The organism is Stenotrophomonas maltophilia, assembly GCF_006970445.1.
GTDB classification, from domain to species: domain Bacteria; phylum Pseudomonadota; class Gammaproteobacteria; order Xanthomonadales; family Xanthomonadaceae; genus Stenotrophomonas; species Stenotrophomonas maltophilia_AU.
Genome location: NZ_CP033877.1, coordinates 3,567,151 through 3,589,284 on the forward strand (window position 1 = coordinate 3,567,151; position 22,134 = coordinate 3,589,284).

The window sequence follows — 22,134 nt, forward strand, 5'->3', positions numbered from 1 at the left end:
CGGTAGCGCCATTGGTCGCGCCGGGCCATACCCGGAGAGCGGAGAAGGGGTCAGATCCCTATTCCACTGGAAAAGGGATCTGACCCCGGGCCGTTCAAGGCAGCTGCGTGCGCACCCGGGCGAAACGGCGCAGGTCGTGCAGCAGGCCGCGCTTGTAGACCGCGCAGCGCTCCACGCCCTCCTCCTGGAACCCGCTCTTTTCCAGCACCCGGGCCGAGCCAAGGTTGAAGTCGACCACCGTGGCCTGCAGCCTGAACAGGCGCAGCTCATCCATCACCCATGGCGCGAACAGGCCGACCACGCGGGTCATCAGGCCCTGCCCCCAATAGGCCTGGCCCAGCCAGTAGCCCAGTTCGGCGGTGTGCCCACGCTCGGCCACGCCCTGCTGGGCACCGACGCTGCCGCAGGCCTGGCCGTCGATCTCGATGGCCAGGTTCAGGGTGCCGGGGGCCAGTACGCGGCCCGCGAGGAAGGCCTCGCCATCCTCTCGCGTGTACGGATACGGGAAGCGGTCGCGCAGGCCGCGCGACACCTCGGCGTCGTTGGCGTGGCGCAGCAGGGATTCCAGGTCTTCATTGCGCCAGGGACGCAGTCGGAAACCTTCACCCTGTAGTGGCGGGGTCAGAGCCCTTTCCGTTCCGGAAAGGGATCCGACCCCAGGTCCGACCCCGTCGGCAGGCCGGTCAGGCATGACCACCCACCGAGGGCGATTCCGCTTCCTGCTTCTCCAGCTCGCGCTTCACCGCTTCCGGCGAACGGGTGTACGGGGCCAGCCGCGCGTAGAACGCCGGCACCACGAACAGCGACAGGAAGGTCGAGAGGGTCACGCCGAAGATGATCACGATACCGATCGTGCCACGGCTGGCCGAACCGGGGCCACCGGCCACCACCAGCGGAATGGCGCCGACCACGGTGGCGATCGAGGTCATCAGGATCGGGCGCAGGCGCACCATCGCCGATTCGATGATCGCCTCGCGCACGCTGCGCCCATCGTCGCGCAGCTGGTTGGCGAATTCGACGATGAGGATGCCGTTCTTTGCGGCCAGGCCGACCAGCATCACGATGCCGATCTGGCTGAACAGGTTCACGGTGCCGCCACTCACCCACAACCCGACCAGCGCGCCGAGCACGCCCAGCGGCACGGTCAGCATGATGGTGAGCGGATGGATGAAGCTCTCGAACTGCGCGGCCAGCACCAGGTAGACCACCAGCAGGGCCATGGCGAAAGTGAGCAGCACGGCGCCACCGGCGCTCTGGTACTCGCGCGATTCACCCTTCCAGTTCACCTGCGCGTACTGCGGCAGTTCTTCCTGGGCCACGTTCTGTGCCCAGGCAATGGCCTCGCCCAGCGGATAGCCCGGCGCCAGGCCGGCACTGATGGTGATCGAGCGCAGTCGGTTGAAGCGGTTCAGGGTGCCGGCCTCGGCCACTTCACTCAGCGTGACCAGGTTGGACAGCGGCACCAGCTCGCCGGAGGTGGCGCGCACGCGGATCGCGGCCAGGTCGGCCGGGCTGGCACGGCCGTCACGTCCGGCCTGCACCAGCACGTCGTACTCCTCGCCGTTGTCGACGAAGGTGGTGACGCGTCGCGAGCCCATCATGGTTTCCAGCGCCGAACCGATCGCGGTGACCGGCACGCCGAGATCGGCCGCACGCTGGCGGTCGATGTTCACCCGCATCTGCGGCCGGGTTTCCTTGTAGTCCGAGTCCGGGCCGACCAGGCCGGGGTTGTCGGCCATGCGCAGCAGGATGCGGTCGCGCCACTGCGCGATCTCTGCATATTCCGGGCCGCCCAGCACGATCTGGAACGGCTGCCCGCCACTGCGCACCAGGCCGCCACCGACCTGGGTACGCACGCGCACGCCTCGGATGGTGTCCAGTTCCTTCTGCAGCTCATTGGCCACCGCCGGCGTGCCCTCGCTGCGCTGGCGCCACGGCTGCAGGAAGATGCTGACGCGGCCGGTATGCATCTCTTCGCTCGCGCCGAAGCCACCGGGCACGCGCGGGTTGGCACGCACGATCGGCTTGTCCGGGCCGACATGTGGTGCCAGCAGCGCTTCCACCTGCTGCACCTGCTGCACGGTGTAGTCGTAGCCGGCGCCTTCCGGGCCGTCGATCATGATCTGGAACGAACCGCGGTCTTCGGCCGGCGCCAGTTCCGACGGCAGCAGCTTGAGCAGGCCCCAGCTGGCAGCCAGTGCGGCGACCATCACCAGCAGGTAGATCCAGGTGCGGTCGACATGGTGATCGAGCACCCGCCCATAGGCACCCGCCAGGCGTTCCAGGTTGCGGTTGATGAAGCCGTGCAGGCCCCGCGGGGCCTGACCGGTGTGCGGCTTGAGCAGCTTGGAGGCCATCATCGGCGTCAGTGTGAGCGCCACGAACGCGGACAACGCCACCGCGGCGGCCAGCGCCACTGCCAATTCGCGGAACAGGCGCCCGGTGTTGCCTTCCAGGAAGCCGACCGGCAGGAACACTGCCACCAGCACGGCGGTGGTGGCGATCACGGCGAAGGCGACCTGCGCGGTACCGCGCTTGGAGGCCACCAGCGGTGGTTCGCCCAGGTCGATGCGGCGCTGTACGTTTTCCACCACCACGATCGCATCGTCCACCACCAGGCCGATGCACAGCACCAGCGCCAGCAGGGTCAGCAGGTTGATCGAGAAGTCGAATGCATACAGCGCGATGAACGCCGCGACCAGGCAGACCGGCACCGTCACCGCCGGAATCAACGCGGCGCGGAAACTGCCGAGGAACAGCCAGATCACCGCCAGCACCAGGATCATCGCTTCCACCAGCGTGGCGTAGACGCGGTCCACCGCGGCTTCGATGAAGGTGGTGTTGTCGAAGGCGACGAAGATCTGCGTGCCCTTGGGCAGGGTCAGCGCCACCCGCTCGGCTTCAGCGCGCGCGGTACGCGCCACGTCCAGCGAGTTGGCGGTGGAGGTCTTGACGATGCCCAGGCCGATGCCCGGCTCGCCGTTGCTGCGGTAGTACGCGCGGCGTTCGGCCGAGGCCAGCTCGATCTTCGCCACGTCGCCCATGCGCACTACGTAGCCATCGCGGCCCTTGCCCAGCGGGATGGTCGCGAAGTCTTCGGGCTTGATGTAGTTGCGCTCCACGCGCAGGGTGAAATCGCGGTCGGTCGACTCAATGCGGCCGGCCGGCAGTTCCACGTTCTCGTTGCGCAGCGCGGTTTCCACGTCGCCGGTGGTCAGGCCGCGTGCGGCCAGCTGGTCACGGTCCAGCCAGATGCGCATCGCATAGCGCTGGCGGCCGCCGATGCGGACCTGGGCCACGCCATCGAGGCTGGAAAAGCGATCGACCACGTAACGGTCGGCGTAGTCGCTCAGCTCCAGCGTGTCCATGGTCGAGGAGACCATGTTGAACCAGATGATGGGGTCGGCATCGCTCTCGACCTTGGCGATCTCCGGTGGCCGCGCCTCCTCCGGCATGCGGTCGGCCACGCGGCTGACCGCATCGCGCACGTCGTTGGCGGCTGCTTCGATATCGCGGTTGGAGGTGAACTCGATGCTGACCTGCGAGCGGCCGTTGGTGCTGCGCGCGTTGATCGTATCGATGCCTTCGATGCCGGCCAGCGCGTCTTCCAGCACCTGGGTGATGCGGCTTTCGATGACCGCCGCCGAGGCGCCGGTGTAGTCCACCGACACCGACACGATCGGCGGGTCGATGGCCGGCAGTTCGCGCAGGGTCAGGCGGGTGAAGGACATCACGCCCAGCACCAGCAGCAACAGGCTCATCACCACGGCGAACACCGGCCGCTGGATGGAGATATCGGACAGCTTCATCCGCCGTGGCCCTCGGCCGCGACCGGCGCCGGCGCATCAGCCGGCTTGGCACCACTGGCTGGCGCCGCGTCCTTGGCGGCGACCTTCAGACCCGGGCGCAGCTTGCCGGTGCCATCGACCACGATGCGCTGACCCGCTTCCAGGCCCTGCCTGATCTCGACCACGCCGGCACGGCGCGCGCCGGTGACCACGTCCACACGCTCGACGCTGTCGTCGGCCTTGATGCGGTACACGAAGGTATCGCGACCGACCTGCACCACGGCGATTTCCGGAACCACCAGTGCCGGGCGCTCGGGGCGGAACAGGCGCACGTCCAGCAGCATGCCCGGGCGCAGCGCGTGGTCGCCATTGGCGAAGTCGGCGCGCACGGTCACCGCACGGGTGGCCGGATCGATGCGCGCATCGATGGTGCTGACCACGCCTTCGAAGGTGCGGCCCGGCCACGCCACGCTGGTGGCACTGACCTTGTCACCGACGCCGAGCGCGGCCAGTTCCACTTCCGGCACCTGGAAATCGATGTGCATGTGCTCGATGTCATCGAGCGTGGCAATCACGGTGGTCGGCGTCAGCAGCGTGCCTGGGCTGACCTGGCGGATGCCGAGCACACCGGCGAACGGCGCACGCACGCGGCGGTCACCGATGTCCGACTGCATCTGCGCCACGCGCGCTTCGGCGGCATCGCGGATCGACTTCTGCGTATCCAGCGTGGCGCTGGACACCAGCCGCTGGGTAGCCAGTTCGCGCTGGCGCTTGTACAGCTGATCAGCTTCATGGAAGGTGGCCTGCGCCTGCACCAGCGCGGCCTCCTGGGCCTGCCCGCGCAGGGTCACGATCGGTGCACCAGCGGCGATGTGCTGGCCGCTTTCGAAGTGCACTTTCTCGACGATCTCGCTGACCTTGGCGGTCACGCTGATCGATTCGCGCGCCTTGGCCGTGCCCAGCGCCTGCAGGGTGTCGCTCCACTGCCGGGACTGCACGACCTGCGCGGTGACCGGCACCGCTTCTCCCTGCCGACGTGCGGCGGCCTCCTGTTTGCCTGCGCACCCGGCCAGCACGGCCAGGCTGAGGCCAAGGGCCAGGGTCGAAGCGATACGAGCCAACATGAACGGTCCTGATTGATCCACGGCCGCCGAGTGTAGGCAAGTGCCCATAAAAGCGGTATGTGCCAAGCGTTTACCGGCGTGGAACCAAGGCCGCGATAGCGCCTTGAACCCGTTCCGTGCAAGGCTGCCACGGGCGGTGTCGGCGTGTGTCGGGGTGTATCCAGCCGTGCGCCGCCGGAGCTGTCATCGTAGAGTCGAATCTGCCCGACGGAGGGCGTCGGGCGGGGACGGATCTTGGCGGGGATCCGGCCCCGTTTTTTTTACCCCCGGCAGATCAATACCGGTAGTTCAGCTTCATCCACACGCTGCGCCCCGGCTCATTGATGCGCACCGGGTCGGCCGGGAAACCGAAGTCGGCGCTGCCGGCCAGGTTCAGGTGCTCGCTGTAGGCGCGGTCGAACAGATTGTCGACGCCTGCGCTGAGCTGCAGCTGCGAACTGAAACGGTACGCCGTGTTGAGCGCGAAGGTAGCAAAGCCAGCGCTCGGCCCGAGGTCCTGTGCGACCACATTGCCCTGGCCATCTGCGACACGATGCTGGTGGGTCACCGCACGCAGCAGCGCACCGGCGCTCCAGCGCTGGCCTTCCCAGTTCGCACTCAGGCGCGCTTCCAGCGGCGGCATCTGCGGCAGCGGACGCTGCTGGTCGCGGTTCCCGCCCCAGGCATAGGCCAGCGTGCCGCCCAGCTTCCACTGTTCGGCCACGCTCATTTCCAGCCCCGCTTCGGCACCGGCAATGCGCGCATCGACGTTGCTGGCCTGGCTCATCCCCATCATGCCGCTGCCGTGATAGGTGAACAGGATGTAGTCCTGGATCTGCCCGGCGTACGCCGAAACCCATGCCTGCACGCGCGGCCCCTTGTACTGCAGGCCGACGTCAAGCTGGGTCGTACGCTCGGGCTGGATGCCGGCAAACGCGTTCACCGCACCGGCCGGGCCGTGGTCGGGCGAGAACAGCTCCCAGTAGTCCGGCATGCGCTCACTGTGGCCGAGGCCGGCATACCAGGTCAGGCCATCGGCCAGGTCCTGCTCGTAGCGCAGGAAACCGCTGCCGAGCCATTCCTTGCGACGCTCGCCTGCGGTCGGATTGGGCATGTTCCCCATCATCCCGCGGATCGATTGCCGCTCGTCGCGCACGCTGGCACGGTCGATGCGCAGGCCGCTGATCCAGCGCTGGTCGGTGCCGGCGCCAAGGGTCAACTCGGTGAACACGCCATAGCGACGGAAGTTGGCATCGGTCTCCCACGCCGCCTGGCGGTAGGTGCCGCGGCCCATGCCCATGCGTCCGCGGTGCCGGCTGTCTTCGCCATCCACGCCCGCCACCAGCTGCACGTCCTGCCAGCGCCACTCGGAACTGACCCGGCCGCCCTGGGTGCGTCGGTCCACGTTCGATGCCATCGGCATCGGCATCATGCTGTGCGGGTTCGGCGTGCGCAGCGTGTAGTTGTCCATCACGTGGTCGGCCTCGTTGTAGTACACGTTGGCCTGCAACGTGTCCCACGCACCCGGCAGGTTGCGCTTCTCGAAGCGCGCGGCGTAGCTGGTGCGTTCGAACGCGGCCCCGTCCATGCCACGCCCGGCGTACCGCGCGATGGCATCGCCGGCACCGGCGGAGATTTCCAGCAGCGTGTCGGCATCCGGCGTCCAGCCGATGGCCACGTCACCGTTCCACTTGCGCCACTTCGACGGCACCACATCACCGTGGCCGTCCTTGTAGTCATCGGCTTCGGAACGGTTGCCGCTGGCGCGCACATAGCCGGTCGGGTTGCCCAGGGTCAGGTCCAGCACCTGATCGTTGCGGTTGCGCGAACCGACCAGCGCACTGGCGTCGGCGCGCAGGCCCGGTTCCTCGAAGCGCGGCGTATCGCGCTCGAAGCGCACGGTGCCGGCCGAGGCACCGGCGCCCCAGCGCACGCTCTGCGGCCCCTTGATGATGGTCAACCGGTCGAAGCTTTCGGGTGAGATGTAGGACAACGGATTGTCCATGCGCGACGGGCAGGCACCGATCAGGTTGCCGTCATTGCTGAGGATGTTCAGGCGTGAACCGAACATGCCGCGCAGCACCGGGTCGCCGTTGGTGCCGCCGTTGCGGATGGCGGAGAAGCCGGGAACGGTCTTCAGGTAATCGGCGCCGTCGCTGGCGGGTACCGGCTGCCGCGGCAGGCGCGGATCGGTCACCCAGTGCAACGGCGAGGACGGTGCGGCAGCGGTGACCACCAGGGTGTCGAGGGTGCGCGCCTCTTCGGCGGGCGCAGCATGGGCGAGAGTTGCAGCTACGGCCAGGCCAAGGGCAACCGGCAGGCGCGCAGAGGCGCCCACAGGGCGGGAAGTCATTTTCATCGGAACAGCTCCAAGGTACGCACGCGCGCACGGCGCCGGTCAGGCGTCGTGCGGCAGATTCGATAGGGACATCAGCGAACGATGGAGAAATGCGGCGGGCCACGCGCAGCATGCGCCGGCCAGCGCAGCGCGGGCAGCACCCGCTGTGACCACGGGAACACCAGACGCGGCCGCCACAGCAGCGGCAACAGCAGCACCAGTACCGCCAGCCATGGCAGCAGGCGCATCGCCAGCACGCAGTATTCGCAGGCTTCGCCGTGCATGGCGTGGGGATCGGCCGGGCGGTCAGGCGCTGCCGGCGCGGCCCCGTGCTGACCGTGCCCGGCCATGGCCATGCCGTGCATGTCATGGCCCATCGCGGCGTGATCCATGCCCGCCATCGCTGCTGGGGCCATCGGCGACGCCTGCAGCGCGCGGCTGACCAGTGGCGCAAGCACCATCAGCAGCGTCGCCAGGACGGCGAGCTGGAGCAGGAGGCGCTGCGGGCGGGACAGGCGGGTCACCCCTCTAGTGTAGAGCCGGGTCCAGGGTTGCCCGTGCGACGAACCGTCGCAGGAGGGGGTTTATCGGCAGGGCTGCGCCCTGCACCCGCAGAGACCACGTCCACGGCAAGAGCCGAAGCAACAGCAAAAGCAAAAGCTGGCTTCCTGTGGGATGGCGGGGTGGGTCCGGTTGCGGGGGACGCCGTAAATACGTCCATGTAGGCTCGGTCGCGCCATCCATGGCGCTCACGCCCCCGCACCCGGCCCCACCCCGCCTTCGACAGTTTTCCGCGACCTGCAGTAGATCCACGCCATGCGTGGATGAATCTCCATCGAAATCGAATATTTCGAATTGGAATCGAAAAGCATCCACGCATGGCGTGGATCTACCGTGTCGACCAAGGTCGACACCTACCAACAGCCATCGGAATCTGTCAGAGGTGGGGCGGTGTGGGCAGGCAGGACCGTTGGCGCCATGGATGGCGCCATCGAGCCCCCATGGATGGGTTTACGGCGTGTCCTGCCTGCCCACACCGCCCCGCCATCCCACGGAATGCCGCTTCTGCTGTTGCTGTTGCTGTTGCTGTTGCTGTTGCTTGCGCGCCGCAGCAGGTGCAGGGCTGCAAGCCCTGCCCGACCCACCTCACACCGTGATGGTCTGGGTCAGTGACTCCCAGGTCGGTGGCACCGGCCACGCCGCCGCCTGGTTGCCATCCAGCACCCTGCGCAGATCGCGCGGATCGATCTGCGGTGCCAGCACATGCACCAGCTCCAGTGCGTAGTCACGCAGCACGCGATCGCGCGGCAGCACCGCCCAGGCGATGCACTCGGCGATGGGGGCGGGCGCCGGCCACGCCTTCAGGTCTTCGTCGTTGGAACTGACCGCCATCTCGGCCAGTAGGCCCACGCCCAGTCCAGTGCGCACATAGGTTTTGATCAGGTCGGCATCGAGCGCGGTCAAGGCCAGGTCGGGCACCAGGCCCTGTGCGGCAAAGGCGCGCTGCAGCGACGAATTCGGGCGGGTCGAGGATTCATAGCTGATCAACGGCTGGCGGGCCAACGCGGCCAGGTCCGGTGCGCGGCCCGCGCGGTCCAACGGGTGGCCCTTGGGTACCACCACCAGGCGTCGCCAGCGGAACAGCGGCACCGCGATGCCATCGGTCGGCTCACCGCCCGCGGTGCTGATGATGGCGATATCCGCGTCACCCTGGTTCAGGCGATCCAGCGCGTCGGCTTCACCGGCCTGCTGCAGATGCACGCTGACCTGCGGGTAGGCCTGCTTGATCGCCGCCACCGCCGGCGGCAGCACGAAGCGCGCCTGGGTGTGGGTGGTGGTCAGGATCAGCTGGCCCTGGCTCTCGCGCCGCTGGTTGGCCGCGTAGGTACGGATGTTGTTGGCTTCGGCCAGCACCGCGCGGGCACGGGCGATCACCTCGGTGCCAGCCGGGGTGACCGACTCCAGGCTGCGGCCCTTGCGCACGAACAACAGGAAGCCGAGCTCGTCTTCCAGCTGCTTGAGCTGCTTGGACAGGCCGGGCTGGGTGGCATGCACGCGCGAGGCGGCCAGCGTGATGTTCAGCTCGGCGTCGGCGATGGCAACCAGGTAGCGCAGCTGGGTCAGCGTCATGGGCAGGCAGGCGGCGTGGGGCGGAGGTCCACTCTAGGGTCAATTGCCGTCACCAGCTTATAACCAAAGGTTGTTTAAGAAAGGTATCTGGTCATTTCCGGGCGTCATATGCCGGCGCTACGGTCAGCCGGCAGCCGCTGGCCTGAACAGCCAGCCCTCCCCCTTCGCCCGCCGAAGCCCGGCGCGGCCCCGTTTCCGGAGCGCTTCCATGGCCCTGTACGACTCCATTCTCGATACCGTCGGCAACACCCCCATCGTCAGGCTGCAGCGCCTGGCGCCGCCACAGGTCAGCGTCTACGCCAAGGTCGAGTCGTTCAACCCCGGTGGCTCGGTGAAGGACCGCCTTGCGCTGGCGATCATCCTCGACGCCGAAGCACGCGGCCTGCTCACGCCGGGCGACACCATCGTGGAGGCCACCTCGGGCAACACCGGCGTGGCACTGGCGATGGTCGCCGCCGCGCGCGGCTACAAGTTCGTGGCGACCATGGTCGAGACCTTCTCGGTCGAGCGCCGCAAGCTGATGCGCGCCTATGGTGCCAAGGTGATCCTGACCCCGGCCGCCGAGCGCGGTAGCGGCATGGTGCGCAAGGCGGCCGAACTGGCCGAGCAGCACGGCTGGTTCCTGGCCAGCCAGTTCGCCAACCCGGCCAACCCGGCGTATCACCGCAACACCACCGCCGCGGAAATCCTGCGCGACTTCGCCGGCAAGCGGCTGGACTACTTCGTCAGCGGCTGGGGCACCGGTGGCACGCTCACCGGCGTGGGCGAAGTGCTGAAGGTGGCACGTCCGCAGACCCGCATCATCGCCACCGAGCCGGCCGGCGCCGCCCTGCTCAAGGGTGATGACTGGAAACCGCACAAGATCCAGGGCTGGACCCCGGACTTCGTGCCGGATGTGCTCAACCGCGATGTGGTGGACGAACTGGTCTCGGTCGAAGATGACCGCGCGATCGCCACCGCGCGCCGCCTGGCTGCCGAGGAAGGCATCTTCGTCGGCATCTCCGCCGGTGCCACCGTGGCCAGCGCACTGGACGTCGCCGCCCGCGCTGAACCGGGCTCGGTGATCCTGGCGATGCTGCCGGACACCGGTGAACGCTATTTCTCCACGCCGCTGTTCGCCGATGTGAACGAAGGGTCCGACGACGACTGGCTGGCCGGCCTGCCGTGATCCACAGGGTCGGATCCCTTTCCGTCGGGAAAGGGCTCTGACCCTGCCAGTTCACCCTGGAACACGGGGGTCAGAGCCTTTTCGCGCGGAAAAGGATCTGACCCCCTTCCGCTTCAGCCTGCGTGAAGGCGTCGCCCGCCATCGTGCGTGAAGACCGTTGAATCGCAGCGCGTGAGACGGTCATGACGCAGTATCGATGCCCTGTCCCCTACCGTGGGAACAGCCGGCGCAGATGCTGCGCGGATCACCTCACAGGCAGGAGACGGACGCATGAAGATCGAGGTTTGGCAGGGCGACATCACGACCCTGGCGGTGGATGCGATCGTCAACGCGGCCAATGAAACGCTGCTCGGTGGCGGCGGTGTCGACGGCGCGATCCACCGCGCGGCCGGCCCCGCATTGCTGGCCGAGTGCGAGCAGTTGCCGGAGCTGCGCCCGGGCGTGCGTTGCCCGACCGGCGAAGTGCGCGCCACCGACGCCCATGCGTTGCCGGCACGCCATGTACTGCATACGGTGGGCCCGGTCTGGCACGACGGCCAGCGCGATGAACCGGCGTTGCTCGCCAACTGCTACTGGAAGTCGCTGCAGCTGGCCGAATCGCTGGGCGTGCAGTCGATCGCCTTCCCGGCGATCAGCTGTGGCGTGTACGGCTATCCGCTGTACCAGGCGGCGCAGATCGCCGTCACCGAAACACTGGCCTGGCAGCGCAGCCATGCGCAACCGATGCGGATCGTGCTGGTGGCGTTCAATACCGCTACGGCCAAGGCCTACCAGCAGGCGTTGAGCGCCGCAGGGCAAAGCACTGACAGCGAACCGCGCGGGTCGATGCTGCCGCCCCTGGGTGATGCGGGTTTCGCCGCCGCGCACTGAATCCCGGTGCGCGACGTAAAGAAAAAGGCCGGGCATTGCCCGGCCTTTTCTGTTGCACCGTTGTCCTCATCCACGCGTGGCGTGGATCACGCTCAACGACTGGCGGCTTCCACCGCGGCGGCGTCATCGGCCACGGCGGCCGCGTCGGCTGCCGCACGTGCCGCGGAGGCCGCAGCCCCATCGGCGCTGGCGCCATCCACCTGCACACGCACTTCCACCATGCCCGCGCCATTGTTCAGGCTGGACACGTCGACCGTGTAGTGACCGGCCGGCAGGGTCTCTTCCAGGCGCGAGTTGGTACCGTTGCCACCGTCGTCGTCGGTCAGTTCGACATCACCACCGACCACGCGCAGCACGGTATCGACCTGGCTGGAGATCGCATCCAGCCGCACATCGGCCGGGCGGTCCAGCGACAGCAGGAAGCGGCGGCGGCCATCGTTGTCGAGCATCGTGTACACACTGCCCGACTTCGGCAGCGCCGTGCCATCGCGCTCGACCAGATTACCGGGCAGCTCGATGCGGTTGGCCGACAGGGTGAACATGCCCGTGACACCGTCGCCGAGGCCACGCGCGGTCAGGGTGTACTTGCCCGGCTTCAGCGACAAGGTCAGGCGCGAGTTGGTGCTGTCGCCACCGTCGTCATTCTCGGCATCCACGCCCTGGCCCGACAGCTTCAGCACTGGATCGAAGACGTCCGACACCAGGCGGATCTCGTACAGGCCCGCCTTGTCCACCTGCAGGGTGTAGTCCTGGGAACCACCGGCCAGCATGTCGACGATCTCGCCACCGCCCGCCAGCGGCCTGCCGTCATACGGCACCAGCTTCTCGGCGCGCAGGCGGTACGGACCGTAATCGGTCGAGCCGTTGGCGTTGACCGCCACCTGATAGGTGCCGCCACCGTTGGCACGGAAGGCCAGCGAGACGTCGCCTTCGCGCTCGTAGCCGGTGTTGCTGCTGGCCACCAGGCTGCCGTTGTTGAACACGGCGATCGAGCCGCTCAGCGAACCGGTCAGCTTCAGCCCGACCAGCTGCTTGTCTTCCAGCTTGATCTGGTAGAGCTGGTGGTGGCTGCCGTCGTTGTAGTTGATGCCGCTGCGCGAGGTGATCTCGCCGGACACCGGCTTGTCGAAATCGAGTGACGCGGCCTTGCCCGCATCCGCGCCGCCGCCGATGCGGTTGCAACCGCCGGCGACCAGGACCGTGGCAACGGCCAGTGTGATTGCTGCCAAACGCATGTTGTTTCTCCTTGGCCTTCCATGTGGTTCCCGCATGCCGGCCGGGCACGCGGGGGCGGAAAAGATACCCGCAAAAGCAAACGCCGGCGTAAAGCCGGCGTTGCCCTGTTCATCCTGCAAGGGAACGGATCAACCGTTCCACTTGCCCAGCGCGGCCAGGCCGTTGTCCTTGGCGCGCTCGTACACGGTCTTCTGGGCGGCAGCGTAGTTGCCCTTCATGTCCTTGGCCCACAGCTTCAGCGCGGCCTGCTGCATGGCGCGGCCGTAGGAGAAGCTCAGCGGCCACGGCAGGTTGCCCAGCTGGTTCATCGCGTTCAGGTGCTCGGTGGACTGCTCGTCGCTCTGGCCACCGGACAGGAACACCACGCCCGGCAGGATCGCCGGCACGGTGCTCTTCAGGCACATCACGGTCGACTCGGCCACTTCCTCGACGTCGGCCTGCTCATCGCAGCCCTTGCCGGAGATGACCATCGACGCCTTCAGGATGGTGCCTTCCAGCAGCACGTTCTGCTGGTACAGGGCGTCGAACAGCGAACGCAGGGTGGCTTCGGTGACTTCGTAGCAGGTCTCGATGTCGTGGTCGCCGTCCATGATCACTTCCGGCTCGACCATCGGCACCAGGCCGCATTCCTGGCACAGGGCGGCATAGCGGGCCAGCGCATGGGCGTTGGACTCGATGCAGGTACCCGACGGGATGCTCTCGCCGATGTTGATGACCGCACGCCACTTGGCGAAGCGCGCGCCCAGCTTGTAGTACTCCTGCAGGCGCTCGCGCAGGCCATCGAGGCCTTCGGTCACCAGCTCGCCCGGGCAGCCGGCCAGCGGGTGCGCACCCTTGTCCACCTTGATGCCCGGAATCATGCCGTGGTCGGCCATGTACTTGGCGAACGGCACGCCGTCCTTGGTCGACTGGCGGATGGTTTCGTCGTACAGGATGGCGCCGGAAATGTGCTCGTTGAGCTTCGGCGTGGTCAGCAGCAGCTCGCGGTAGGCGCGACGGTTCTCCTCGGTGTTCTCGATACCGACGCCGGCGAAACGCTTGGCGATGGTAGCGGTGGATTCGTCGATCGCGATGATGCCCTTGCCCGGGGCGACCATGGCCTGGGCGGTTTCAGCCAGCTGTTCGATGCTCATGTATTTCCTGTGGCGGGTGCGGGAAAAACGTAAGTATAGCCCCGCGGCCCGTTGCCTCGCCGTGGAGGACAGGATGGAAACGCTTCCACGCCGGCGCAGGACAAAAGATGTCCTGCGGCATGGGGTCAGAGCCCCTGCGGGGATCTGACCCTGGGGTCGGATCCGCAACGCGGCTCCGACCCCGGGCCAACACTCCTTACAGATCGCCGAGGCCGCCGGCGCGGCCGTCTTCGCCCACTTCCAGCAGGCGCAGGGTGTTGGTCGCACCCAGGGTTTCCATGTGCTCGCCGCTGGTGAACACGACGCGGTCACCGGCCTGCAGCAGTTCGGATTCGACCAGCAGGCGGATGCTGCCGCGTGCGGCTTCGCGCGGGGTCAGCCCGCGGCTGTCGAAGTTGATCGGGTAGACATCGCGCATCAGCGCCATCTGGCGACGCGCGCCGTCATGGCGGGTCACCGCGAACACCGGCGCCTTGGCGCGGAAACGCGACAGGTAACGCGCGGTGCCACCGGATTCGGTCATGGCCACGATCGCACGCACACCCACGTGCTGCGACAGGAACATGGTGGCCATGGCAATCGCCTGGTCGGCACGTTCCAGGTTGCGCGGCGAAGCGTTGAAGTCGGTCTCGGTCTGGAACTGGCGCTCGGCGCCCAGGCAGATGCGTGCCATCGCTTCCACCGCCTTGACCGGGTAGGCACCGGCGGCGGTTTCCGCCGACAGCATCACCGCATCGGTGCCGTCGATGACCGAGTTGGCCACGTCCAGCACTTCCGCACGCGTCGGGATCGGGCTTTCCACCATCGACTGCAGCATCTGCGTGGCGGTGATCACCACCTTGTTCTGCGCCAGCGAGGCCTTGATGATCTTCTTCTGCAGGCCCGGCAGCTCGGCATCGCCGATTTCCACGCCAAGGTCGCCACGGGCGACCATCACCACGTCGCTGGCCTCGACGATTTCTTCCAGGTTCTCGATCGCCTCGGTGCGCTCGATCTTCGACACCAGCGCGGCATCACAGCCGTGCGAGCGGGCGATGTCACGCGCGTCGTTCATGTCCTGCGCGTTGCGGCAGAACGACACGGCGATGAAGTCGACGCCGATCTTGGCAACGATGCCGATCAGTTCCTTGTCACGCTCGGTCAGCGCACCCAGCGAGAGGCCACCGCCCTGCTTGTTCAGGCCCTTGCGGTCGGACAGCACGCCATCGTTGAGCACGGTGTTGACGATGCGGTCGCCCTGCACTTCCACCACCTGCAACTGCATCAGGCCGTCGTCGAGCAGCAGCACATCACCCGGGCCCACGTCCTGCGGCAGGCCGAGGTAGCTCACGCCCACCTGGCTGGCAGTACCCGGGCCGGCGTTCTCGCTGGCGATCAGGTCGAAGCGGTCGCCCGCCTTCAGCTGCACCTTGCCTTCGGCGAAGCGCTCGATGCGGATCTTCGGGCCCGGCAGGTCGGCCAGGATGCCCACTTCCACGCCCACGCGGGCCGCAGCAGCACGCACTTCGGCGGCACGCTTGGCCTGGCCGGACGGATCGCCATGGCTGAAGTTCAGGCGCACCACATTGACGCCGGCGCGGAACAGATCCTCCAGCACGCCCGGCGGATCAGTGGCCGGACCGAGGGTGGCAAGGATCTTGGTGCGACGCTGACGCTCGAACATGGTGGATGGGCCTCTCCCGTTAAAGAACGGAAATTAGCACATCCTTCACGCCGCATGTATACGGTTACAGCCTTGTGCTGCCTGACTCCGCGGGTCATGGAACGGACATCGTCCGGACATACGCTGGCGCAGGGGGGGCGGTTCTGCAGAGCCGGGCATGGGCTCGGCTCTGCAGGGGACTACGCCAACAGCGTTTCCAGCTGCGCCGGCTCACGTGCCAGCTGGCTGGCACCGGCTTCGGTCAATTCCACCTCACCGCCAAAGCCCCACAGCACACCGACACTGCGCAGGCCGTGGTGGCGCGCGCCTTCAATGTCCATGCGGCGGTCGCCGATCATCCAGCACTGCGCGGGCTGCACCTGCAGCCGGCGCAGTGCCTCGCCGACCAGTTCCGGCTTGTGGCTGCGCGAGCCATCCAGGGTCGAACCGACGATCTCCTCGAACAGCCCACCGAACGGCAGGTGGGCGAGGATGCGGCGCGCGTGCGGCTCGTTCTTGGCGGTGACCACCGCCAGCCGATGGCCACGCCCATGCAGCGTGCGCAGCGTGTCTTCCACCTGCGGGTACACCGTGTGTTCGCGCCAGCCTTCGACGTCGAAGCGCTCGCGGTAGTAGCCCACTGCCTGTTCCACCCGCGCCGGTTCGACGAACAACGGCGCGAAGGTGGTGCGCAGCGACGGACCGATCCAGCCCAGCAGCGTCTCCTGCGGCGGCACCGGATGGTCCATCTTCTGCAGCGCATAGGCGATGCAGGCAGTGATGCCCACCTGCGAATCGATCAACGTGCCATCGAGGTCGAAGAACAGGACATCCTTGCTGCGGTCGGCACTCATGCGCCGCGCGCGTCGAGCGCGGCGACGGCCGGCAGGGTCTTGCCTTCCAGGAACTCCAGGAACGCACCACCGCCGGTGGAGATGTAGCTGACCTGCCTGGCGATATCGAACTTGTCGACCGCGGCCAGGGTGTCACCACCGCCGGCGATGGAGAACGCCGGCGAGCTGGCGATGGCGCGGGCCAGCGCTTCGGTGCCCTTGCTGAAGGCTTCGAACTCGAACACACCGACCGGGCCGTTCCAGACCACGGTGCCGGCCTTCTCGATCAGCTGCGCGTACTGCGCGGCGGTCTGCGGGCCGATGTCCAGGATCAGATCGTCTTCGGCAACAGCGTCGACCGCCTTCACTTCAGCAACAGCGTCCGGCATGAACTGCTTGGCGGTGACCACGTCGACCGGCAGCGGGATATCGGCGCCACGCGCCTTGGCGTCGGCCACGATCTTCTTCGCGGTGTCCAGCAGGTCCGGCTCGTACAGCGACTTGCCGACGTTGTAGCCGGCGGCAGCGATGAAGGTGTTGGCGATGCCACCACCGACGATCAGCTGGTCGACCTTGCCGACCAGGTTGGCCAGCAGTTCCAGCTTGGTGCTGACCTTGCTGCCGGCGACGATGGCCAGCAGCGGCTTGGCCGGCGCGTCCAGCGCCTGCGCCAGCGCATCCAGTTCGGCCATCAGCAGCGGGCCACCGGCTGCGACCGGTGCGAAGCGGATGACACCGTGGGTGGAGGCCTGCGCACGGTGCGCGGTACCGAAGGCATCCATCACGAACACATCGCACAGCGCCGCGTACTTCTTCGACAGGGCTTCATCGTCCTTGCCCTCGCCGACGTTCATGCGGCAGTTTTCCAGCAGCACCAACTGGCCCGGCTGCACGTCGACGCCGTCGACCCAGTCACGCACCAGCGGGACCTCGCGGCCGAGCAGCTCGGACAGGCGCTGGGCGACCGGCGCCAGCGACTCCGCTTCGCTCCACACGCCTTCCTTCGGGCGCCCCAGGTGCGAGGTGACCATCACCGCCGCGCCCTGCTCCAGCGCGCGCTTGAGCGTCGGCAGCGAAGCGGTGATGCGCTGTTCGGAGGTGATGCGGCCATTCTCGATCGGCACGTTCAGATCCTGGCGGATCAGCACGCGCTTGCCGGAGAGGTCGAGGTCGGTCATGCGGACGATGGACATGGGCAACTCTTTGGCTCAGGGACGGGATGCCGGGTACGGCAGACGGCCATTGTATCGGGTGCGGGTGGTGGGAGGGCCGATGCCTGCGGCAGGCAGAGGCGCACAGCAACTGCAACAGCAACTGCAACGGCAACGGCCAAAGCGCTGGCGCTTCGTGATGCTGGGGCTGGGCCGGGGTGGTGTGGGCTGGCAGGGGACGCCGTGAATCCGTCCTTGGAGGCTTGGCAGCCGCATCCATGCGGCTGACACCCCTGCCAGCCCACACCACCCCGGCCTCGACAGGTTCATGTGGCGGAGCGGATGGCAAAGGCAGAAGCGGTTTCTGATGTCGGTTGGAAAAGGAAGGGGTCAGATCCGTTTTCCTGCGGAAAACGGATCTGACCCCGAGGGCCGTCGAGCGAAGCGACCCGTTTCCGCTCTTGCTCTTCTTCTTTCTCTTCCGTGGGGGGACGCACACGGAAACTGTCAGAGGCCGGGCGGGGTGGGTTCGCGGGGGTGTCAGCCGCATGGATGCGGCTGCCAAGCCTACAAGGACGTACTTGCGGCGTCCCCCGCGAACCCACCCCGCCCGGCCAAGCGCGGCTTTTGCATTTGCTTTAGACGACCAACCCCACCCACGAGGGGCTGCGCCGTTCGCTGGAACCTATTCCGAAGGCGCAGGCTTCTGCCGAAGCAGGCTGAGCGCCAGGCCACCCACCACCAGCACACCCAGACCCAGCAGCGCCCACAACAGCCACGCCTTCCAATCGTGCTGCGGCTTCAGCGCCGCGTCTCCCGCCAGCGGTTCCGGGCTGCCTTCCAGTCGTGCCAGTGTCGGCTGCCACGACGGATCGTTGCGCTGCCGCAGTTCCTCGATCAGCACCCCGATCGGCGCGTCCGTGCGGCGCGCGGTCGAACTGCCCACCGCCAGTGCGTAGGGCGCCGCACCCTGGCTCAGGAACACCAGCACTTCCGGTTGGTAGCCCAGGCGCAGCGTCGGCGCGGTGGCGGATTCCGCCGGATTCGCCACCAGCTTCCAGTAGCGGTCGCGATGCACGCCGCCCAGCGGCTGTGCCGCCGATTGCTGGCGCTGGCCCTGCGTGCCCTGCTGCACCTGGTAGGCGATCCACGGCGCACTGCGACGCTGCCACTCCGCACTCTCGTCATCGCGACTGAACAACGTCCATTGCACCAGGCTGTTGTCGGTGCTGGCCACGTCGGCACGCGCCACCGGGAACCGGCCATCCATCTCGAAGGTGTACTCGCCCTTGCCCTTCGACGTCGGCTCCAGCGACAGCCATTCCCACGGCAGCGTGGCCGGCGCTGGCGGCAGTTCCGCCAGTACGCCGCGCAGGGTCGGCAGGCGCGAATCGCCCTGCGCCAGGATGCGCAGGTAGCGTGCGGTGCCGTCCACCTGCAGGCGGCGCTGCAGCAGGCGCTTGCCGGCGCGCTGCAGATCCACCAGCGGCACGTCACGGCCAATCGAGCGCCAGTGCTGCAGGTCGTCACTGGCATCCAGCTGCACCTGCGCCTGCAGCGGCTGGCCGCTGTCGGTCCAGTCCAGCACCAGTGCCGCCAGCGGCTGCTGGTCAAGCATGCTGGCGTCGATCAGCCAGCCGCCCTGCCCGTTCGCCGCCGCCCCGCCACTCACCCGTGCTTCGACCCGGCGCACGCGTCCATCGGTATCGCGCTCGGTCAGCAGCTGCAGATCGTTGCGCTGTGCATCGGCCAGCGGCGGCAGCACGAACCACGGCAGTTCACGCTGCACGGGCGGCTGCGCCAGCGGCTGGTCCGGCGCCAGCAGCGCCGACGGCAACAACTGGCTGGCCGCGTTGAACACCTGCAGATCGCTGAGGTCAGCGCTCACGGCACGGCGGTAGATCGCCGGCTCCAGCACGATCCGGTAGGCGCCGGACTGCGCACTGGACAATGTCAGCGGCCACTGCTCGGCATACTGCGTGCGGTAATCGGCTGCCTGCGCCACGACGGCGGCCAGCATGCCGAACATCGCCGGCAGCAGCGCCCTGCTCCACTTCCTCATTGCTTTTCCTCCACGCTCGACGCCGCGCTCGGCGGTGCCGGTGCCAGATAACCCACGACCGTGCACAGCAGGCCGTAGGCGATGAACGATGCGATGCCCAGCAGGTTGCCCAGATGCTGGCGATCGACAACAACCAGCTTGGCCAGCACCACGCCCATCAGCACGGCACCGACCATCCACAACACACGCTGGCCACGACGCGAACCCCACACCCAGGCAATCACGCCCAGCACGCTCCACAGCACGGTCAGGCTGGTCTGCGCCAGGCTGAAGCGCATCATCGACGCGTTCCACGCCAGCCCACCCCACTGGTGCACGCCATGCAGCACCAGGCTGGTCAGCGCGACGAAGGCCGCCAGTGCCAGCAACGGCATGCGGATGTTCAGCAATGCCCGCGGTGCCTGCGGTCCCTCACTGCTGTACAGCCAGCGCGCCAGCAGAAGCAGGCTCAACCACTGGCCGATCTCGGCCGGATTCAGCACCGGGAGCCACAACAGCGGCGCGGCGTCGCCCGGCAGCAGCTGGCCGAACAGCCAACCGATCGACAGCAGGCCGAACAGCACGCATTGCAGCGGCACGCGCACGCTGTCGAAGGCCTGCCCCAGCGGCCAGCGCAGCGCGTTCCAGCGCCACAGCGACAGCGCCGCCATCAGCAGCCACGGCAAGGTCACCAGCAGGGTGGTCCAGCCCTGCGCCAGATCGGCTTCGCCACCGCCCCACAGGGCCAGCAGCGAAAGCAGCGACGGCCACAGCAGCCACCACAGGAACTGCGCGATGCGGGCCACGGTGTCACCGCCCTGGCGCAAGCACAGCAGGGTACGCACGCCCAGCACCGCGAACACCGCCCAGGCCAGCGCGCCGTAACCGGCAAACGGCTGGTGGTGCGCATCGCTCTGCATCAGCGCCAGCGGGAAGCCCAGCGCGAGCATGGCCAGTGCGGTCACGCCCAGCGCACGCGCCGGCTGGCGGCGCTGCACTTCGGCGGCCAGCCAGGCAGTGACCGCAGCCAGCACCAGCAACGCGTCCACTTCGGTGCGATAGGGGAAGAAGCGGGTGATCTCATGGACCAGGCCGCCCAGCCACCACAGCAGGCCCCACAGGTAGTACACCAGTGCGACCTCATGACGCGGCCTGCGCTGGTAGCTCCACGCCGACGCGAAGCCGGCCAGGGCCAGCAACAGCGCGCCAATGGCGGTCGGGTTGATCAGGAAGCGCAGGTCTTCGTGCCAGTGGTCACCGCCGGCAACGAAGGCGAACGCGGCGCCGATCTGCAGCAACGCGCCGGACACCTGCGGCAGCCAGCGCTTCTGGCGCAGCCCCAACCAGGCCAGGCCTGCACCTTCCAGTGCAAACACGGCACCGGTGGCACGCGCCGACAATGCCAGCGGCACCGCCAGCGTGGCGAAGCCCACCGCAAGCACGGCATGCGACTGCGCCAGCATGGTGTACGACGCGCGTGCGATCAGCGCCCGTGCCAGTACCGCGTAGATCGCGGCCAGGCCCAGCGCGCACAGTGCCAGCGTCATCGGTTGTTCGTGCAGCATGCCCGCCTGCAGCGAGAACGCGACCAGCGGCGTGCCGAACACCAGGCTGCCATCGATCAGGTCGCGTCGGCCGGCCGGCTGGCGGCGCGCGTACAGCAGCGGAATCAACAGGTAGAACACGAAGAACAGCACCAGGAACGGCTCGGTGCTGCTGAACTTGTCCGGTGCGTACTGCAGTACGCCCCAGAAGGTGCCGATGCCGAAGGTGAAGGCGAAGCCCAGCAGGTTCAGCGCGCGCCATGGGCGGAACCAGGCAATGGCGAAGATGCCCGCATTGAGCACGGCGTAATAGCTGAACAGCCCCACGTGGTTGCCACTGCCGGTGGACAGCCACAGCGGTGCCATGAAGCCGGCCAGGATGCCCAGCACGGCCAGCGTGCGCGAGTTCTGCACCACCGCCAGCACACACAGCCCGGCCACCAGTGCAATGGAGCTGACGAAGGCAAAGCCCGGGGGAATCAGGTCAAAGCGCTTGAACGCCGCGAAGATGGTCAGCAGCAGCACGCCGACGGCACCGCCCTGCAACGCCAGCGCAAACAGGCGCCGGCGCTCGCGCTGGTGCCAGCCGAACGCCAGCAGGCCCAGCGCACCCACGGTGATGCCGGCCAGGCGCAGTTCGATCGGCAACACCAGCCAGCCCTGGTCGCTGACGTACTTCAACAGTGCCGCGACACCGGCCAGCAGCACCAGCATGCCGATCTTGACCGGCACGTTGCCTTCGGTGAACCAGCGCTTGACCGCACCGATGCCACGCTCGATGACGTTGGGCAGTGCCGGTTCGGAAGGCAGCGGCGGCTGCACCGGCACCGGTGGTACCGGCGGTGGCGCGGCAGGACGGGGAACCGGCGCCTCGGTCGGCGCTGCGTCGCGCACCGGTGGCTGCGGGGGTTGCGGCGCAGCAGCGGCGACCGGCCGCAGGAACGGTGGATCGGCGCCGGCCGCAGGCGTGGCCACAGGCCGTTCAGGCGCGGGCGCGGTAGCGGCCGGCCTGGCGGTGGCAGGCGCGGCGGCCATGGCGCTTTCCAGCGCAGCGACGCGGCGGCGCAGGCCGGCGATCATCACCAGCGCCACCACCAGCAGCAGCGGGATGGCCAACAGGACCAGTACGACCAGGGCGATCAGTGCTTCCATTGCGT

The 22,134-nt window shown here is 67.8% G+C and carries 15 protein-coding genes; 2 read left to right on the top strand and 13 right to left on the bottom strand.

Going from position 1 to position 22,134, the window contains the following annotated elements:
• Positions 1 to 94 precede the first annotated feature (94 nt).
• From EGM71_RS16410 to EGM71_RS16435, 6 genes are all read right to left on the bottom strand, one after another.
• Positions 95 to 691 (bottom strand): GNAT family N-acetyltransferase, encoded by a 597-nt coding sequence (locus EGM71_RS16410; RefSeq protein ID WP_188485712.1) that lies wholly within the window; start codon positions 689 to 691, stop codon positions 95 to 97.
• A complete protein-coding gene (locus EGM71_RS16415) occupies positions 684 to 3,809 on the bottom strand; it encodes an efflux RND transporter permease subunit (RefSeq protein ID WP_075676395.1) in 3,126 nt (1,041 codons plus the stop codon). The genes EGM71_RS16410 and EGM71_RS16415 overlap by 8 nt, the downstream gene beginning before the upstream one ends.
• A complete protein-coding gene (locus EGM71_RS16420) occupies positions 3,806 to 4,912 on the bottom strand; it encodes an efflux RND transporter periplasmic adaptor subunit (RefSeq protein WP_188485713.1) in 1,107 nt (368 codons plus the stop codon). Before EGM71_RS16420 ends, EGM71_RS16415 begins: the two co-directional genes overlap by 4 nt.
• Before the next feature lie 274 nt (positions 4,913 to 5,186).
• Positions 5,187 to 7,250 carry a TonB-dependent copper receptor gene (locus EGM71_RS16425; RefSeq protein ID WP_188485714.1) on the bottom strand — a complete coding sequence of 688 codons (2,064 nt, stop codon included), beginning with the start codon at positions 7,248 to 7,250 and terminating at the stop codon, positions 5,187 to 5,189.
• A 71-nt stretch (positions 7,251 to 7,321) separates the two neighbouring features.
• Complete coding sequence (locus EGM71_RS16430; protein ID WP_188485715.1) at positions 7,322 to 7,753, bottom strand: DUF2946 family protein; 432 nt, start codon at positions 7,751 to 7,753, stop codon at positions 7,322 to 7,324.
• A 622-nt stretch (positions 7,754 to 8,375) separates the two neighbouring features.
• A complete protein-coding gene (locus tag EGM71_RS16435) occupies positions 8,376 to 9,359 on the bottom strand; it encodes a LysR family transcriptional regulator (RefSeq protein ID WP_188485716.1) in 984 nt (327 codons plus the stop codon).
• 208 nt (positions 9,360 to 9,567) lie between these two features.
• Between EGM71_RS16435 and cysK the strand changes: the two genes are divergently transcribed.
• Entirely contained in the window at positions 9,568 to 10,527 is a 960-nt protein-coding gene (gene cysK, locus EGM71_RS16440; protein WP_188485718.1) for a cysteine synthase A, read from the top strand.
• Between the two features lie 270 nt (positions 10,528 to 10,797).
• Complete coding sequence (locus EGM71_RS16445; protein WP_188485720.1) at positions 10,798 to 11,397, top strand: O-acetyl-ADP-ribose deacetylase; 600 nt, start codon at positions 10,798 to 10,800, stop codon at positions 11,395 to 11,397.
• A 92-nt stretch (positions 11,398 to 11,489) separates the two neighbouring features.
• Here EGM71_RS16445 and EGM71_RS16450 read toward each other — a convergent pair whose 3' ends face one another.
• The 7 genes from EGM71_RS16450 to EGM71_RS16480 all read right to left on the bottom strand — a co-directional run bounded on the left by EGM71_RS16450 (position 11,490) and on the right by EGM71_RS16480 (position 22,129).
• On the bottom strand, positions 11,490 to 12,632 hold the full coding sequence (locus EGM71_RS16450; protein ID WP_188485721.1) for an ABC transporter substrate-binding protein: 1,143 nt from the start codon (positions 12,630 to 12,632) through the stop codon (positions 11,490 to 11,492).
• Between the two features lie 129 nt (positions 12,633 to 12,761).
• Complete coding sequence (locus EGM71_RS16455) at positions 12,762 to 13,766, bottom strand: class I fructose-bisphosphate aldolase (RefSeq protein ID WP_006465625.1); 1,005 nt, start codon at positions 13,764 to 13,766, stop codon at positions 12,762 to 12,764.
• A gap of 196 nt (positions 13,767 to 13,962) precedes the next feature.
• Positions 13,963 to 15,429, bottom strand: coding sequence for a pyruvate kinase (gene pyk / locus EGM71_RS16460; protein WP_188485723.1), 1,467 nt, complete (start codon positions 15,427 to 15,429; stop codon positions 13,963 to 13,965).
• Between the two features lie 179 nt (positions 15,430 to 15,608).
• On the bottom strand, positions 15,609 to 16,262 hold the full coding sequence (locus EGM71_RS16465; protein ID WP_188485725.1) for an HAD hydrolase-like protein: 654 nt from the start codon (positions 16,260 to 16,262) through the stop codon (positions 15,609 to 15,611).
• The gene (locus EGM71_RS16470) at positions 16,259 to 17,434 is read right to left on the bottom strand and encodes a phosphoglycerate kinase (protein WP_188485726.1); all 1,176 of its coding nucleotides are present in this window, start codon (positions 17,432 to 17,434) and stop codon (positions 16,259 to 16,261) included. The genes EGM71_RS16465 and EGM71_RS16470 overlap by 4 nt, the downstream gene beginning before the upstream one ends.
• A gap of 643 nt (positions 17,435 to 18,077) precedes the next feature.
• Positions 18,078 to 19,454 carry a DUF3999 domain-containing protein gene (locus tag EGM71_RS16475; protein WP_188485727.1) on the bottom strand — a complete coding sequence of 459 codons (1,377 nt, stop codon included), beginning with the start codon at positions 19,452 to 19,454 and terminating at the stop codon, positions 18,078 to 18,080.
• Positions 19,451 to 22,129: a DUF2339 domain-containing protein gene (locus EGM71_RS16480; protein WP_188485728.1), complete on the bottom strand. Its 2,679-nt coding sequence runs from the start codon at positions 22,127 to 22,129 to the stop codon at positions 19,451 to 19,453. The genes EGM71_RS16475 and EGM71_RS16480 overlap by 4 nt, the downstream gene beginning before the upstream one ends.
• Positions 22,130 to 22,134 lie beyond the last annotated feature (5 nt).